Origin of the sequence: Ekhidna sp., assembly GCF_039940915.1 — a bacterium.
Lineage (GTDB): Bacteria > Bacteroidota > Bacteroidia > Cytophagales > Cyclobacteriaceae > Ekhidna.
Genome location: NZ_JBDVFO010000002.1, coordinates 1,053,863 through 1,069,188 on the forward strand (window position 1 = coordinate 1,053,863; position 15,326 = coordinate 1,069,188).

General features: G+C 40.5%; 9 protein-coding genes. 8 read left to right on the top strand and 1 reads right to left on the bottom strand.

The window, feature by feature from the left end; translation table 11 throughout:
- The first annotated feature begins 20 nt into the window (after positions 1-20).
- From ABJF57_RS09865 to ABJF57_RS09890, 6 genes are all read left to right on the top strand, one after another.
- Positions 21-2,798, top strand: a complete 2,778-nt coding sequence (locus tag ABJF57_RS09865) for a bifunctional aconitate hydratase 2/2-methylisocitrate dehydratase (protein WP_462234747.1) — start codon at positions 21-23, stop codon at positions 2,796-2,798.
- Positions 2,799-3,054: 256 nt separating this feature from the next.
- Positions 3,055-3,612, top strand: coding sequence for a hypothetical protein (locus ABJF57_RS09870; RefSeq protein ID WP_462234748.1), 558 nt, complete (start codon positions 3,055-3,057; stop codon positions 3,610-3,612).
- Between the two features lie 495 nt (positions 3,613-4,107).
- A complete protein-coding gene (locus tag ABJF57_RS09875; protein ID WP_462234750.1) occupies positions 4,108-5,712 on the top strand; it encodes a hypothetical protein in 1,605 nt (534 codons plus the stop codon).
- 117 nt (positions 5,713-5,829) lie between these two features.
- A complete protein-coding gene (locus ABJF57_RS09880; RefSeq protein WP_462234752.1) occupies positions 5,830-6,207 on the top strand; it encodes a DUF2200 domain-containing protein in 378 nt (125 codons plus the stop codon).
- A gap of 315 nt (positions 6,208-6,522) precedes the next feature.
- Complete coding sequence (locus ABJF57_RS09885; protein ID WP_462234754.1) at positions 6,523-7,086, top strand: Crp/Fnr family transcriptional regulator; 564 nt, start codon at positions 6,523-6,525, stop codon at positions 7,084-7,086.
- A gap of 75 nt (positions 7,087-7,161) precedes the next feature.
- Positions 7,162-7,926 carry a hypothetical protein gene (locus ABJF57_RS09890; RefSeq protein ID WP_462234756.1) on the top strand — a complete coding sequence of 255 codons (765 nt, stop codon included), beginning with the start codon at positions 7,162-7,164 and terminating at the stop codon, positions 7,924-7,926.
- 115 nt (positions 7,927-8,041) lie between these two features.
- On the opposite strand, the gene ABJF57_RS09895 is transcribed toward ABJF57_RS09890, so the two are convergent.
- Positions 8,042-9,349 carry a sensor histidine kinase gene (locus tag ABJF57_RS09895; RefSeq protein ID WP_462234758.1) on the bottom strand — a complete coding sequence of 436 codons (1,308 nt, stop codon included), beginning with the start codon at positions 9,347-9,349 and terminating at the stop codon, positions 8,042-8,044.
- A 222-nt stretch (positions 9,350-9,571) separates the two neighbouring features.
- Between ABJF57_RS09895 and acnA the strand changes: the two genes are divergently transcribed.
- Positions 9,572-12,232, top strand: coding sequence for an aconitate hydratase AcnA (gene acnA, locus ABJF57_RS09900; protein ID WP_462234759.1), 2,661 nt, complete (start codon positions 9,572-9,574; stop codon positions 12,230-12,232).
- Between the two features lie 122 nt (positions 12,233-12,354).
- Positions 12,355-15,315 carry a M16 family metallopeptidase gene (locus tag ABJF57_RS09905; protein ID WP_462234761.1) on the top strand — a complete coding sequence of 987 codons (2,961 nt, stop codon included), beginning with the start codon at positions 12,355-12,357 and terminating at the stop codon, positions 15,313-15,315.
- Positions 15,316-15,326: the final 11 nt, after the last annotated feature.

A 15,326-nucleotide genomic window follows, 5' to 3' on the forward strand; every position in this document is an offset into this window, starting at 1 on the left:
ACACTGAAATAACTTACTTAATGAATACATATCAAGATTACATCAAGGAGATAGCGGAACGAAAAAATCAGGGTCTGCACCCAAAGCCAATTGATGATGCAGCATTACTAAGCGAAATCATTTCACAGATAAAGGATGAAGACCATACACACAGAGAAGACTCTCTTAAATTCTTCATTTACAATACCTTACCTGGAACTACCAGCGCAGCTGGGGTAAAGGCTAAATTCCTGAAAGAAATTATTCTCGGACAATCGGCGGTCTCAGAAATTACTCCGGCATTCGCTTTTGAACTACTGTCCCACATGAAAGGCGGCCCTTCAATCGAAGTTTTACTTGATTTAACGCTTGGTAATGATTCTTCAATTGCTCAGGAAGCGGCTAAGGTGCTAAAAACTCAAGTTTTTCTTTACGACGCAGATACGGCCCGGTTAGAAGAAGCATATAAAAAAGGTAACGCAATTGTTAAGGATATTTTGGAGAGCTACGCCAATGCTGAGTTCTTCACTAAGCTCCCGGAGGTAGATGAAGAAATCCAAATCGTCACATTCATCTCTGGAGAAGGGGATATTTCTACAGATTTACTTTCTCCAGGTGCTGATGCACACTCCAGATCAGATCGCGAATTGCATGGTCAGTGTTTGTTCGAACACAACAAAGACATGCAGAATGAACTCTCAGTTTTGAAAGAAAAGCATCCTGATAAGCGTGTCATGCTTATCGCTGAAAAAGGAACAATGGGAGTTGGTTCGTCACGGATGTCAGGCGTAAATAACGTTGCCTTGTGGACCGGAATAGAATCTAGCCCTTACGTCCCATTCATCAATATCGCACCGGTTATTGCTGGCACTAATGGCATTTCGCCTATTTTCCTTACGACTGTTGGAGTTACAGGAGGAATTGGGATTGACTTAAAAAACTGGGTGAAGAAACAAGATGCAGATGGCAATACAGTTGTCAATGCTGATGGCGAGCCCGTTCTTGAAGAAGCCTACTCAGTGGCTACCGGTACTGTTCTAACCATCAATACCAAGAAGAAGAAGCTATACAATGGTGACCAAGAGCTCATTGATATCTCAAGTTCGTTGACGCCACAAAAAGTGGAGTTCATCAAAGCTGGCGGATCTTATGCGGTGGTATTCGGGAAAAAGCTGCAGACTTTTGCCGCTAAGACTTTAGGAATTGAGGCTCCTCAAGTTTATGCTCCTTCAAAAGAGGTTTCAATCGAAGGTCAGGGATTGACCGCTGTTGAGAAAATTTTCAATAAAAATGCAGTAGGTATAACTCCAGGTAAAACCTTGCATGCCGGCTCTGACGCACGAGTAGAAGTCAACATTGTTGGTTCGCAGGACACCACAGGACTGATGACTTCACAGGAATTGGAAGCAATGGCAGCTACCACGATATCACCCATCGTAGATGGAGCCTACCAATCAGGATGTCATACAGCCTCTGTTTGGGACGACAAGTCAAAAGCCAACATACCTAAGCTCATGAGATTCATGAACGACTTTGGATTGATCACGGGACGTGATCCAAAAGGCGTGTACCATGCGATGACAGATGTTATTCACAAAGTGCTGAATGACATTACGATTGACGACTGGGCCATCATCATCGGTGGTGACTCGCACACACGAATGTCTAAAGGTGTCGCTTTTGGCGCAGATTCAGGAACCGTTGCGCTTGCATTGGCCACAGGCGAGGCTACCATGCCAATTCCGCAATCTGTGAAAGTTACCTTCAAAGGAAAGATGAGAAGTTTCATGGATTTCCGTGATGTGGTACATGCTACACAGCAACAAATGTTGAAGCAGTTTGGTGGTGAAAATGTATTCCAGGGACGAATTATTGAAGTTCACATAGGAACATTGACTTCTGATCAAGCTTTCACATTCACCGATTGGACGGCAGAGATGAAGGCCAAAGCATCCATCTGTATTTCAGAAGATGAGACCTTGATCGAGTCACTTGAGATTGCGAAGGGACGAATTCAGATCATGATCGAAAAGGGAATGGACAACCAGAAGCAAGTGCTTCAAGGTTTGGTGGATAAGGCAAATGACCGAATCCAGGAAATCCAGTCGGGTGAAAAGCCAGCACTCAGACCTGATGCCAACGCAAAGTATTATGCAGAAGTGGTGGTGGACTTGGATGAGATCGCTGAGCCAATGATTGCCGATCCAGATGTAAACAACGATGACGTATCTAAGCGATACACCCACGATACCATCCGACCACTCTCCTATTACGGTGGTGATAAGAAAGTGGACTTAGGCTTTGTTGGTTCTTGCATGGTGCACAAGGGCGACATGAAAATCCTTGCCCAGATGCTCAAGAACATTGAATCTCAGCAAGGTAAAGTTGAGTTCAAAGCGCCTTTGGTGGTTGCACCTCCTACCTACAACATTGTAGATGAATTGAAAGCTGAGGGAGACTGGGAAGTGTTGCAGAAGTATTCTGGGTTTGAATTCGACGATGATGCGCCTAAGGGAGAAGCACGCAAGAAATACGAGAACATGCTTTACCTGGAGCGTCCGGGCTGTAACCTGTGCATGGGAAATCAGGAGAAAGCAGCCCCAGGTGATACGGTAATGGCTACCTCGACCCGATTGTTTCAGGGAAGAGTGGTAAAAGATTCCAATGAGAAAAAAGGAGAATCACTCCTTTCATCTACTCCTGTGGTAGTGCTCTCAACCGTTCTTGGAAGAACACCATCCATGAAAGAATATGAAGACGCTGTTGATGGGATTGTGCTTACACGGTTCGCACCTTCCAACAAACAGCTGGTGAGGTAAGTAGCACAGCAAGTAGCACTATTACGCCAATAAAATCTCAAAGCCCAGGTCAATGACTTGGGCTTTTTTTGTTTGATAAAGGTTGCTTTGTGCGAATACTACAGAAGACTATTTCTATCAGCAGAAAATTATATATTCTATTTCGCAAAGAGGCGTTATGTGACTATCGAGATGGAATAAACTATATTTGAAAGGCAGATAAACGACATCTGTTGTTACATAAATGTTATGTGCAATATGTAAAAAACGAAAATCAATGAAACAAGTAACCAACTTCTTGAAACTGCTTTCTTTCATTGTGGTAACCTTTCCCCTCTTAACATCCTGTGATAATGATTTACCAGACCCGAACGTCTCAGGTGAACTGATTATCGATGGAGAACAATTCAGCATAAAATATACTGAGATAGATTACTATGAATGTTTCCATTTCGGACCGCTTCGGGACAACTATGATTTTTACTATGACATGAAAATATCTGATTTTCCATTCTTTAAGAGATTTCAGGAACGGAAAATGGAAATGCACATTGCTTTTTACCTTGAGGATTTTGAACTGGGTACAGGAACGTATGAATTCCTTTTAAATGAAGAGTCAACAAATCCACCTTTTGCATGGTTTTCACATTACCTATCCAATAATGGTAACCTCTCTGCTCCCGCAGGTGGTCAGATTTCGATTTCCGAACAGGGAGGAAGATATGTTATAAATTTCGATTTGACATTTGAAGATTACGAATCAGTATCAGGTAGCATAGAGACCAACCTGGCGATTCATGTAAATGAACCAACGAACGAAGACGACTGTAACTAAACGGATAATTAAAGCACATAACAGACGCTCCCCTGCCCAGGTTCGTGTCCTCACGAACCAATTCACCGGAAAAAACAACTCCCCAAGACTTGAAGATGCCGTGTCAAGCACGGCATGACATGGTACTTCCCTACGCCAAGGTTCGTGTCCCCACGAACCTACATTCCAGCCTTGATAACATAATTCCTATCTTTCAAAGATGAATTATTTCGAAAAAATCAGAAAGTCGTACACTGAAACAGGGAAGATCTATTTCTGGACTGCAACCATTCACAATTGGAATCACCGCTAGCGCAAGTTTGTGACTTGTGCTCCTTACACAAGACCATTTCCAATAGTCGCTTTTTCTAGCTACTTGAAAGTGCTGTGCAAAATCGCTAGTTTAGAGAACAAACAAAGCCCGGAGGCACTTGGCATATCTGGGACGTTATCAGCTACATAAATCGCGTTTCTCTATTGCGAACAAGTTTCTTTAAGTAGAATATCACAAAAAAAATGAAAATCGTATTAACACTGTTAACCCTTCTTCTGAGTACTATTTTAATGTGCCAACAAAGAACAGTTTATTTATCCGATATTCTCGAAGAAGCAATATTTTCAGGAAGAGAGAAGGTGATCTATCAGGATGTTGAACTATCACTGGACAATATACCTGAAGTCAAAAATTTAAGCTATGGTTACCCTTACCAGTATCGTTCTACAGCTAGTTATCTGAAATCCAAATATCCTAGCATTGCTCTGGACAGCATCGGTAGAGTCATTGTTCCAAGTTCTGTTGAATTAATATCCTATCTCGGTGAGTTGCCTTTAGATAGTTTAGTTTTTGAAAAAGGATTGATTGTCACCAACTCTGAAGACAAATTATTGGAGCCTTCAGATGTAAGCATTAATGATTGCCTAATCAATGGACTCGATATTCGAAGCAATATCATTGGCTATGTTACAATTGAGGCATCTCAAATCAATTCAAATTTAGAAGTCCATGTAGCGAATGGAGGTGTAGGAATATATAGAAGCAATATAAACGTTGAAAAAGGAATTCAAATTTTTAGTGGTAGTATTTGGCTTGATAGAAATACTTTTCAGGTGACAGATAGTATCCAATTACGTACAGGTAAAGCCAAAGAATCCGATTTTATTGATAAGCTTTCTTCAACTAACCATTTCATCTTCCAAAGTAATGAGAACATTTCTTTTACCAATAATATATTTAATTATGGAGTAGTGGATTTAATTGAGATGGACTTGCAAAATCTATATATGACAGGAAATTCATTTACTAATACTGTCACTTTAGATAGGGCAATCATAAAAGATAGAGTTGTTATTTATGATAATGAATTTGCGAATGGATTTTCTCTATCTCAAACGGTATTACCCGAACTACTGGTAAACATTGATTGGGAACAACTTAAGGGTAATAAACTATATATAAACGCAGATCAAACCGCTGCTGAGACAACTTCAGGTTTTGCCTGTCATAATTGTTTACCATATTTTGGTAAAACAAATGAAGAACTCGCACGGAAGGATAGGTTTAGAGAGTTAATCACTGTTTACACAAAACTGTACCGAATTAATAAAGAAGATGGTGATATAAGCTCCGCAAACGGGGCATATGCGGAACTGCAAGGTTTGTACACAAGGAGGTATGAATACGTATCCCAAACAGAGGGGGGCTTGGAAAACTGGTTCAAATGGCAACTTAATCAACTGCTTGAGTATTATGTGGTTTATGGTACAGCGCCTGCCAGAGCACTAGTGGTCTCCTTCTACATCATTCTTGCTTTTTCCATTTTTTACTTTTTTTTCCCTTCAGAATGGGACACTACGTCTAAAAAACAACTATTGGAACAATTCAAGCTTATATTAGATAAAAAACACAAGCAAATTGCTCGTCCTCTTATGAAAACTACTGGGCTATTTGTCTTAAGCTTTGTCAACGCATTCACTCTTAGTATTAATTCGCTTGTAACTCTGGGATTTGGCACAATTCCTACGAAAGGTCTGGCTAGGTACGTGTGTATAATTCAGGGGTTCATTGGTTGGTTTCTCCTGAGTCTGTTTACAGTTGCATTGATTAATCAGGTGATTTTTTGAACATGCCCCAAGTCTATAACTTGTGCCCATTCAACTCTTTCCAATAGCCGCTTTTTGCAGCAACTTGAAAGTGCTGTGCAAAATCGCTAGTTTAGAAGGCAAACAAAACCCGGAGGCATGGAAGTTACGGCTGAAAAAAATGAACAGGTTGCCAATATGATATTTGCATCCATTTACCCACATTACCTGAATAGACTAGAGAAAAATGGAAGAACAAAAGAAGAACTTGATCAAGTAATTCAATGGTTTACCGGGTTTGATCAAGATGCTTTACAAGCACTTATCGACGAAAAAGCCACGTTTGGGACATTTTTTCAAAAAGCTAAAATACATCCGAACGCACACATGATTAAAGGAGTCGTTTGTGGTTATCGAATTGAAGAAATAGCAGATGAATTTGAATTGTATAAACAATGCAGACAAATGGAAAAGCTAATTGATGAATTGGCCAAAGGTCGTAAAATGGAGAAAATTTTGCGTGAAGAAAAAAAGTAGGAAATGGTGCCTTCTTCGATAAAGAATCCTTATCAGGAATTCACACCAGCCAACCAGACTTTAAAGATCGTTCCGGTAGGCGTCGTATTCACAATTTCTAAACGCCCTCGTTTTTCTTGAGCAGTTCTAATCAGATATTCATTTCAGCTAAACATTATCTCCGCTAGCGCAAGTTTATAACTTGTGCTCCCCAACAGAACCATTTCCAATAGCAACATGAAAGTACAACCAAATCCCCTAGCTTAGAAGAAATAAACTAAGCCCAGAGGCACGTGCCATCTTGGACGTTAGCACCCAATTACCACCCACTAAAAAATGATTGAAATCATTGAATTTTCTAAAAAGATCTCACCTCTTGATGAAAAATGCATAGCTGATTTAAACTCCATTTTGAAATTAAAAAATGTGAAAAAAAATGAGCCCTTATTGAGAGTTGGTTCTCATTCGAAAGAACTTTTTTTTATCAAAAAAGGAATTACAAAATTTTGCTTTAATGCAGACGGGAAGCAATTCATCATGCGGTTTTTTAATGAAAATATATTGTTCACTGATATAGAAAGTTATTTCAACAAGAAAGCCTCCAAATATGAAATAGTTGCCTTAGAAGACACGGAATACTACTCTTTACCTTTTTTTCAGTTTGAACAGCTTTGCACAAAACACCATTCACTAGAAACTTTCTTTCGGAAATTTATGACAACTGCCAGCGTGAATATGATGGCACGCATAAGCGAAATTCTTGAAGAAGACGCGAAAAAAAGATATACCAATTTCACAACTAAAAATGCGCATCTAATCAATAGAATAAGCTTGGGGGATTTAGCTAGCTATTTAGGAATTACTCAGGTTTCGTTAAGTAGAATTAGGGCTAGTAAATAGCGTTTTTATCATTTGTTAAAAGTTTTAGTAAAGCCACATCATACTTTTGTTGACGTAGTTATAAAACAGCAACAAATGAGTGGAGAATATGATTTGAACGTAGTAAACAAGCATCTGAACTACGATAAGGTCTCATTAATAAAGCCATCAAATTCGAGCTACATTCACATAGTCGCAGAAATTGATATACAACCTACTCCTCTATTTTTAACGACAAGTTCGAAAAAGAAAAAACTAATTGAACACTGTAAAAACTGGTGTAAAGTTTTAGAGCAAATCAATGGCGTAATCGAAATCAGTCTTTTTAAAGCAACACTAATTCCCCCAGGCATGGGAAAGTATGTCAAGGAAAATTCAGATGACATACACTTAGCAAAATTTGATTTTGTCATATTGATAGAAATTGTCAATGAAAACATAATCGCTGAAATAAAGCACCATCAAGTCTATGAAGTGATGGTAAATGAGATTGAGCAAGTGGCAAGCTATTCTCAAGTCATGCTTGCTTCAAACATAAAAAGAATGGGAAAAGTAAATCATAAAAAGCAGGGGGTTTTCCTCTTTAATTACTTCTCTGCTCAAAGCAGACAACAAAACCTGAAAGTCTGGGAATACACTGCTGGCTGGTTTGAAAAGGAAACCGGATTAGATAATTCTACTTTGCTATTTCCTTTAAATGAAAAAGACACACATTATTCAGTAGTCAACCATTGCAGATGGGATGGGTACCTAGATATTTTACCTTCTCTAGTTTTTAAGCGTTCATTCAAGAAGTATGTGCTAGACAACTTCTATTCGAATAATGTTGGCGCTCAACCGATATTATACCAGGTGATCTAATGACCAATTGCGATAATGACTTGGGCTTTTTTGCCGGTTTTAAAATCACCCTCTAGCGCAGAAGTTACTTCCGTGAAAAGCTAAGGCATTCTGCTATAGAGAAACCTGAGTCAAATTATCTGGAACTCACACCAGCCAACCAAACTTTAAAAATTGTCCCAGTAGGTATAGCATTCTCAATTTCCAACCGACCATCGTTTTTCTTGAGCAGTTCGTAACAGAAGCTGAGTCCGATCCCCGAACCTGACTCACCAGCTGTCCCAAATGCAGATTCATTCAATTGCCCCTTGAGAATTCGGTCACGGATTTCTTCATCCATGCCCATTCCGGCATCTTCCACAGATATGCAAACTTCTGTCCCCTTAGACACTGCGGAGACTTGAATACGACCGTCTTTGGAACTGAACTTAATTGCATTATGAATGATATTCCTCAATATGATGATCAACTGATTTTTATCTGCAAAGACTTGAGAATCATCTGCATCATAATTCCAGTGGATATTTTTCGCAGCAATGGCACCAGAAAACAGATCCCCTATTTTCTCAATTTCGTCACGTATGATCACGGTCTCAGGATGCACCGTCAAACTATCCAACTGTGATTTTGCCCATCCGAGCAAGCCATTCATTGTGTCTTGAAGATTGTCAACCTTCTCACGTGCTGTTTCCGCATATTTGAAATAATCCTCCTTGCTCATGGATTGAATGACATCCGGCTGAAGTAATCCTTGAACTGATGTCAATGGAGCCCTTAGATCATGCGCAATGATGGAAAATAATCGATCTTTTGATTTATTAGAATCCAATAACGCTTCCTCCTTATCCAACAAGTCAGCGTTGAGCTTCTCCGTATTTTCCAGTGTCCTAAAAAGTTGGTTTTTGAAATTCACCACAAAAAAATAGACCATCAGATAGGCAGCAAACAGAATCAGTGTCAAGCGGAAATAGGTCGAAAAATCACCCGTATCGTAGTATTCAAATCGGACGTAATTCAGAATTGTGAGCATCACAAAATTTAGAAGTACGCCAATGTACTGCCCTGCTCCACTTACTAAAAGTATGATGGCAATTACCCCAGGTATGAATAAATATTCCACTCCATTCTGACGTCCCTCAACGATTGTATGATACGTCCCAGTAATCAATGCAATGTGAAATCCCAGTAGAAATAGGTAGATGGCGAGCTGATACCTCTCGAACTTGTTGAATAAAAGTACCGGAAAACCCACAAGAACGGCCGCACCAACATCAATAAGAATGCCTGTATAGTTTTGAAAAACAAGATTGATGAGGATTAAAATGAGGGCAACCCCTATGCAAAGAACTGCCAGCCTATTGACAATCTGCAACTTGAAAGCATCATATGTACTCAGCGAGTCCGAAAAACCCAGTCTATAGATTGTACTTAGCTTTTTAAACATTCCCAGCGGTAGACTTTTTTAAGAAATGGTAGGACTGCAAAATTACAGATCTTATTTGGTACGATCGAATAAATGGTGCAATGCGTCAAAATTCCTTGTGTGGTGAAATTTCTAAAATCAGTTGCGGCTTGCAATACAAGTGAAAGGGTGTCCGGTCGGAACTTTAAGACCGACATAATGTTTATATTTTACAGATTATTTAACCTTTAAAACACCATTTCTATGCCTCAGGATTTTCTTGGAATCGAAAGACAACTCACTACCCAACTTGGCACCCATGGCTATTTCAGCCTTAGCGAACTAGCAAAAAGGAAAGAAACGGTAAACAAACTCCCCTATTCCATTCGAATTCTTCTCGAAAACACCATACGCAACTACGATGCTTTTGCGGTTACGGAAGAGCACGTGGAAACGATACTGAATTGGAAAGAGACTGCCGGAATTAAGGATATTCCATACAGTCCAGCAAGAGTTTTGATGCAAGATTTCACCGGAGTTCCCGCTGTGGTAGATATCGCCTCCATAAGAGCGGCTGTTGCAGCCAAAGGAAAAGATACAGCAAAGACTAACCCAGTAGTCCCTGCAGATATGGTCATAGATCACTCAGTGGTTGTCGATCACTTTGGTGGCGCTGATTCCTATCAGAAAAACGTAGATCTTGAATATCAAAGAAATGAGGAGCGCTACAAACTGTTGAAATGGGGAAAGCAGGCATTCACAAACTTCTCTGTAGTTCCTCCCGGAATGGGCATCTGTCACCAGGTAAACCTGGAATATTTAGCAAAAGGGGTTATTGAAAGAGATGGCTATTTATTTCCCGACACGCTCGTAGGAACTGATTCACACACGCCAATGGTCAATGGCATAGGTGTACTTGGCTGGGGAGTTGGGGGCATTGAAGCAGAAGCGGCAATGCTTGGACAGCCTATTTACATGATTCTTCCACAGGTAATTGGATTAAAGATTACTGGAAAAATGAAAGAAGGAAATACCTCGACGGATCTTGTATTGACCATAACCAGACTATTGCGAGATTATGGAGTGGTTGGGAAAATTGTTGAAGTCTTCGGCCCGGGACTTGCAAATCTTGCCGTCACCGATAGAGCGACGATTTCCAATATGTCCCCCGAATTCGGCTGCACAGACACCCACTGGCCTATCGATAGCCAAACGCTGGATTACATGCGAAAAACCAATCGCCCAGCCGCTCACATCGACATGGTAGAAGCGTACGCAAAGGAAAACCTGCTTTGGAGGGATGACAATGCTCAGATCGAATATACAGATGTAATTGAGCTAGACTTAAGCACAGTAGAGCCAACTATTTCTGGTCCAAAGAGACCTCAGGATAAGATTTTGCTGCGAGAAGCTAAACCTCAAATGGATAAGCTTTTAGATGAGTATAAATCAAAAAGGCAAAGCATTGAGATCAAAACACAAGATCATGGCGATTTCACCTTGAATGAAGCCGATGTGGTTATTGCCGCAATCACATCATGTACCAATACCTCCAATCCAAAGGTAATGCTAGGTGCCGGGCTTGTAGCTAAGAAGGCGCATGAAAAGGGGCTCGAAGTAAAACCTTGGGTAAAGACTTCACTGGCTCCCGGATCAAGAGTCGTAACAGAGTATTTGGAGAAATCCGAGCTTCTGCAAGAATTAGAAGCACTTAAATTCTATGTGGTAGGCTACGGCTGCACAACCTGCATCGGTAATTCAGGAGACATGATACCGGAAGTACAAAAAGCTGTAATTGATAATGACATGGTCGTTTGTTCGGCGCTTTCTGGTAACAGAAACTTTGAAGCCAGAATACACGCTAACATAAAAATGAACTTCCTGGCCTCTCCCATGCTCGTGGTAGCTTATGCCATTGCAGGGACCATGGATTTTGACATGAACAATGATTCTCTTGGCGATGATCAAAATGGAAATCCGGTCTACCTAAAAGATATCTGGCCTTCAAATGCAGAGATCGAAGAAATAATGAGCAAAGTGGTGACTCCTGAGGATTACGCTAAAACATATGCGGCTGCTTTTGATGGTGACGATACCTGGAAAGCACTGGACGCCCCAACAGGTCAAACGTACGATTGGGATGCCAAATCAACGTATATTCAGGAAGCGCCATTCTTCGATGACATGACTGAGGAGGTGCCTGAACCAAAAGATATCCAAGGAGCTAATGTACTTCTCCAGCTAGGCGATATGGTTACCACGGATCACATTTCACCTGCTGGCAAGTTCTTGCCAGAACACCCTGCCGGACAATACCTGGTAGACAATGGTGTAGAAAAGCGGGACTTTAACTCCTATGGCTCCCGCAGGGGAAATCATGAAGTAATGATGAGGGGAACTTTTGCCAACGTTAGAATTAAGAATAAGCTCGCTTCAAGAGAGGGCGGCTGGACAAAATACATTCCAACAGGTGAAGAAATGCCTGTATTCGATGCCTCAATGAAATATCAACAAGAAGGAACTCCTTTAGTTGTAATCGGTGGGAAGGAATATGGCTCAGGGTCTTCCAGAGATTGGGCTGCCAAAGGAACTCTGCTACTGGGCGTGAAAGCTGTGATTACTGAAAGTTATGAGCGTATTCATCGATCCAACTTAGTAGGAATGGGTGTACTGCCCCTTCAATTTCAGGAAGGAGAAACACAAGATACGCTTGGCTTGACTGGAGAAGAGACATACGATATCTCAGGAATAGCATCAAACCTTACACCTGGTAAATTGGTACCTGTAACCGCTACCAAAAAGAATGGTTCCAAAATCGAATTTAAAGCACTTGTCAGGCTAGATTCGGGAGTAGATGTCGAGTACTACAAGCATGGAGGTATACTAAATTATGTACTGAGGAATTTCTTGAAAAGCGACAACTAATACGTTAACTATATATTATTTCTTCAAAAAGTCTGTTTTTATACCGAACAGACTTTTTGTTTGCAACCTTTTTGGTAGTAAAATTATCCTTGAATAGAACCTATATTTAATCAAACAGAACAATGAAAAAATTACCCTATCTAATTGTTTTGGTATTACTTCTGTCAGCTTGCGGAACCACAGAACAAGCATACAATACCAAAACAGCCACTGAAGATGGCTACACTCATGAATATGTGACAGGCGATGCAATGAACACGCGCATCTACACACTTGACAATGGACTAAAAGTTTATCTGAGTGACTATGAAAATGCACCAAGGGTGCATGTTTTTTTACCTGTAAAGGCGGGAGGAAAAAACGATCCTGCTGAGAACACAGGCTTGGCTCACTACCTGGAACACATGATGTTCAAGGGAACCAATGAATTCGGAAGTACCGATTACGAAACAGAGGTTGTGATGCTTGATAGCATTGAGCAAATGTTCAACCATTACGCCACCCTTACCAGCGACTCAGACCGAAAAGATTTTTATCAAAAAATAGATGATTATTCGAATGATGCAGCAAACTATGCCATTCCAAACGAATACGATAAAATGATCTCGCTGATCGGTGGTAAAGGACTCAACGCCTATACGACTGAAGACCGTACGGTCTACACCGTAGACGTGCCTTCCAATGAACTACCTCGTTTTCTGGAAATTGAGGGGGCGAGGTTCAAGAAAATTGTCAACCGACTCTTTCATACGGAACTAGAGGCCGTTTATGAAGAAAAGAACAGATCGTTGGATAACGATCGTTGGAAAGTATTTGAGTCCATGTACGGAACCATGTTTCAAAATCATCCATATGGCACTCAAACGGTAATTGGTACCATTGAGCATCTGAAGAATCCATCAATTACTGAAATCAAGAACTACTTCGACACCTACTACAAGCCCAACAATGTGGCCATATGCATGAGTGGAGATATTGAATTCAGCGAAACAATTAAGCTCATTGATCAATATTTTGGAGATTGGGAACCAAATGAGAACCTTCCAGAATGGAACAAAATTCAAGAAGATCCAATCACTGAGCCAAGAGTAGTCGAGGTATTTGGGCCAGATGCTGAATTTTTGAACATTGGCTTTCGGTTTGACGGAACCAATTCTGCTGATTACATCAAAGTTCAGCTCATCGACATGCTCTTAAATAATTCAGAAGCAGGATTGATCGACTTAAACTTAAAGCAAAAACAAGCAGTTTTAAATGCAGGCTCTTATGTAGATAACATGAACGACTATTCCGTTCATACCATCTATGGAAATGCTAAACAGAATCAATCGCTTGAAGAAGTAAAGGATTTGGTACTTGAGCAAATCGAACTTTTGAAAAAAGGTGAGTTTGAGGATTGGCTGCTTGATGCCGTTATCACAGACTTCAAAACTTCAAGAATGAAAGGACTTGAAAGTAACTGGTCGCGTGCAAACGATATGGTAATGGCTTATACCAATAACATGGAATGGAGTGATTATATCCAAAACATCGACAAGATGGAAATGATCACAAAAGAGGAATTGGTCAAGTTTGCCAACGATAACTATGGAGATAACTATGTAGTGGTCTATAAACGAAATGGTGAGGATCCCAATAAGCAAAAGGTGGATAAGCCAACCATTACAAAGGTTCCTCTGAATAGAGAAACAAAATCTGATTTTCACTTAGCCATCTCAAAGAAGGAAGTCAACAAGCTCACGCCGAAATTTGTTGATTATGCTGCAGATATCAATCAATTTTCTGTGAACAATGTCTCTGTGCTTTCACGAAAGAACAGTGAAAATGAGCTATTTGAACTAACCTATCTGTTGGATTTAGGAAAGAATGCGGACCCTAAGTTGTCAATAGCGGCTCAATACCTAGAATACATTGGCAACGATCAGTACACTGCGGAAGAATTCAAGAAAGAGCTTTACAAACTTGGCTGCAGCTTCAATGTGTTTGCTTCCACTGAAAGAACATACGTGACACTTTCTGGACTGGATGAAAACATGGAAGAGGCCACCCAGCTATTTGAAAGTTTGTTGGCTAATCCTGCAGCCGATCAGGACGCCTTGGATAAAATGATCGATAGAACTTTCAAATCAAGATCCGACGCTAAAAAGAATAAGGGAGCAATCTTATGGAGCGGTCTATACAACTATGGCAAATTTGGTTCTGACAATCCATTCAATGATGTATTGGCCAATTATGAGCTCCAGGAGATACGAGCTGAAGAGTTAACAGATATCATCAAAGGGATCACACGACTCCCTCATAAGGTGCTGTACTATGGCCCCAGAGAAGAGAGTGGCGTAAGCAAATTCCTGGCATCCCATCACCCGGTACCCGGAGAATTTGATCCCATTCCTACGCTAAAAGCCTATGAAGAACAAGACATGAATGATCCCAAGGTTTATTGGACAGATTATGACATGGTTCAAACTGAAATAGTTTTTCTGGCCAAAGGAGAAAATTATGATGCGAAAAATGCGCCAGCTGTCAGGATGTTTAATGAGTATTTCGGGGGTGGAATGAACAGCATAGTCTTTCAGGAAATCAGAGAGGCACAAGGTCTGGCTTACTCAGTATTTTCCAGTTTCTCTCAACCATCTAAAAAAGAAAAAGCCAACTACGTGCTTGCTTATGTAGGGACACAAGCAGACAAGCAAGCAGAAGCAATGAATGCGATGATGGATCTCATTAACAACATGCCTGAGTCAGAAGGCGCATTTAATATTGCTAAAGAAGCTATTCTAAATAAAATCGAAAGTGAGCGTGTCACTGGATCCAGTGTAATTTGGAACTACATAAGTGCGCAAGACAAAGGGCTCGACTATGATATCCGAAAAGATATCTACGAGCAAGTGAAAGGCATGACTTTCAGTGACCTTTCTTCTTTCCATGAAAAGTACATCAAGGACAAAAACTATGTTACGGTTCTGGTGGGTTCACGAGATAAGATTGATTTCGAAAGTCTAAAGAAATATGGAGAAATCAACGAAGTTCAATTAGATGAACTATTTGGGTATGAAGATCCTGTTGAAATCATGGCAAAATAAGAATCAAGCCC

What these genes read in the sequence shown, in the direction of transcription:
- ABJF57_RS09865 (WP_462234747.1), top strand. Translation starts at nt 21, where the DNA reads ATGAATACATATCAAGATTACATCAAGGAGATAGCGGAACGAAAAAAT.
- ABJF57_RS09885 (WP_462234754.1), top strand. Translation starts at nt 6,523, where the DNA reads ATGATTGAAATCATTGAATTTTCTAAAAAGATCTCACCTCTTGATGAA.
- ABJF57_RS09875 (WP_462234750.1), top strand. Translation starts at nt 4,108, where the DNA reads ATGAAAATCGTATTAACACTGTTAACCCTTCTTCTGAGTACTATTTTA.
- ABJF57_RS09905 (WP_462234761.1), top strand. Translation starts at nt 12,355, where the DNA reads ATGAAAAAATTACCCTATCTAATTGTTTTGGTATTACTTCTGTCAGCT.
- ABJF57_RS09880 (WP_462234752.1), top strand. Translation starts at nt 5,830, where the DNA reads ATGGAAGTTACGGCTGAAAAAAATGAACAGGTTGCCAATATGATATTT.
- acnA (WP_462234759.1), top strand. Translation starts at nt 9,572, where the DNA reads ATGCCTCAGGATTTTCTTGGAATCGAAAGACAACTCACTACCCAACTT.
- ABJF57_RS09870 (WP_462234748.1), top strand. Translation starts at nt 3,055, where the DNA reads ATGAAACAAGTAACCAACTTCTTGAAACTGCTTTCTTTCATTGTGGTA.
- ABJF57_RS09895 (WP_462234758.1), bottom strand. Translation starts at nt 9,349, where the DNA reads ATGTTTAAAAAGCTAAGTACAATCTATAGACTGGGTTTTTCGGACTCG.
- ABJF57_RS09890 (WP_462234756.1), top strand. Translation starts at nt 7,162, where the DNA reads ATGAGTGGAGAATATGATTTGAACGTAGTAAACAAGCATCTGAACTAC.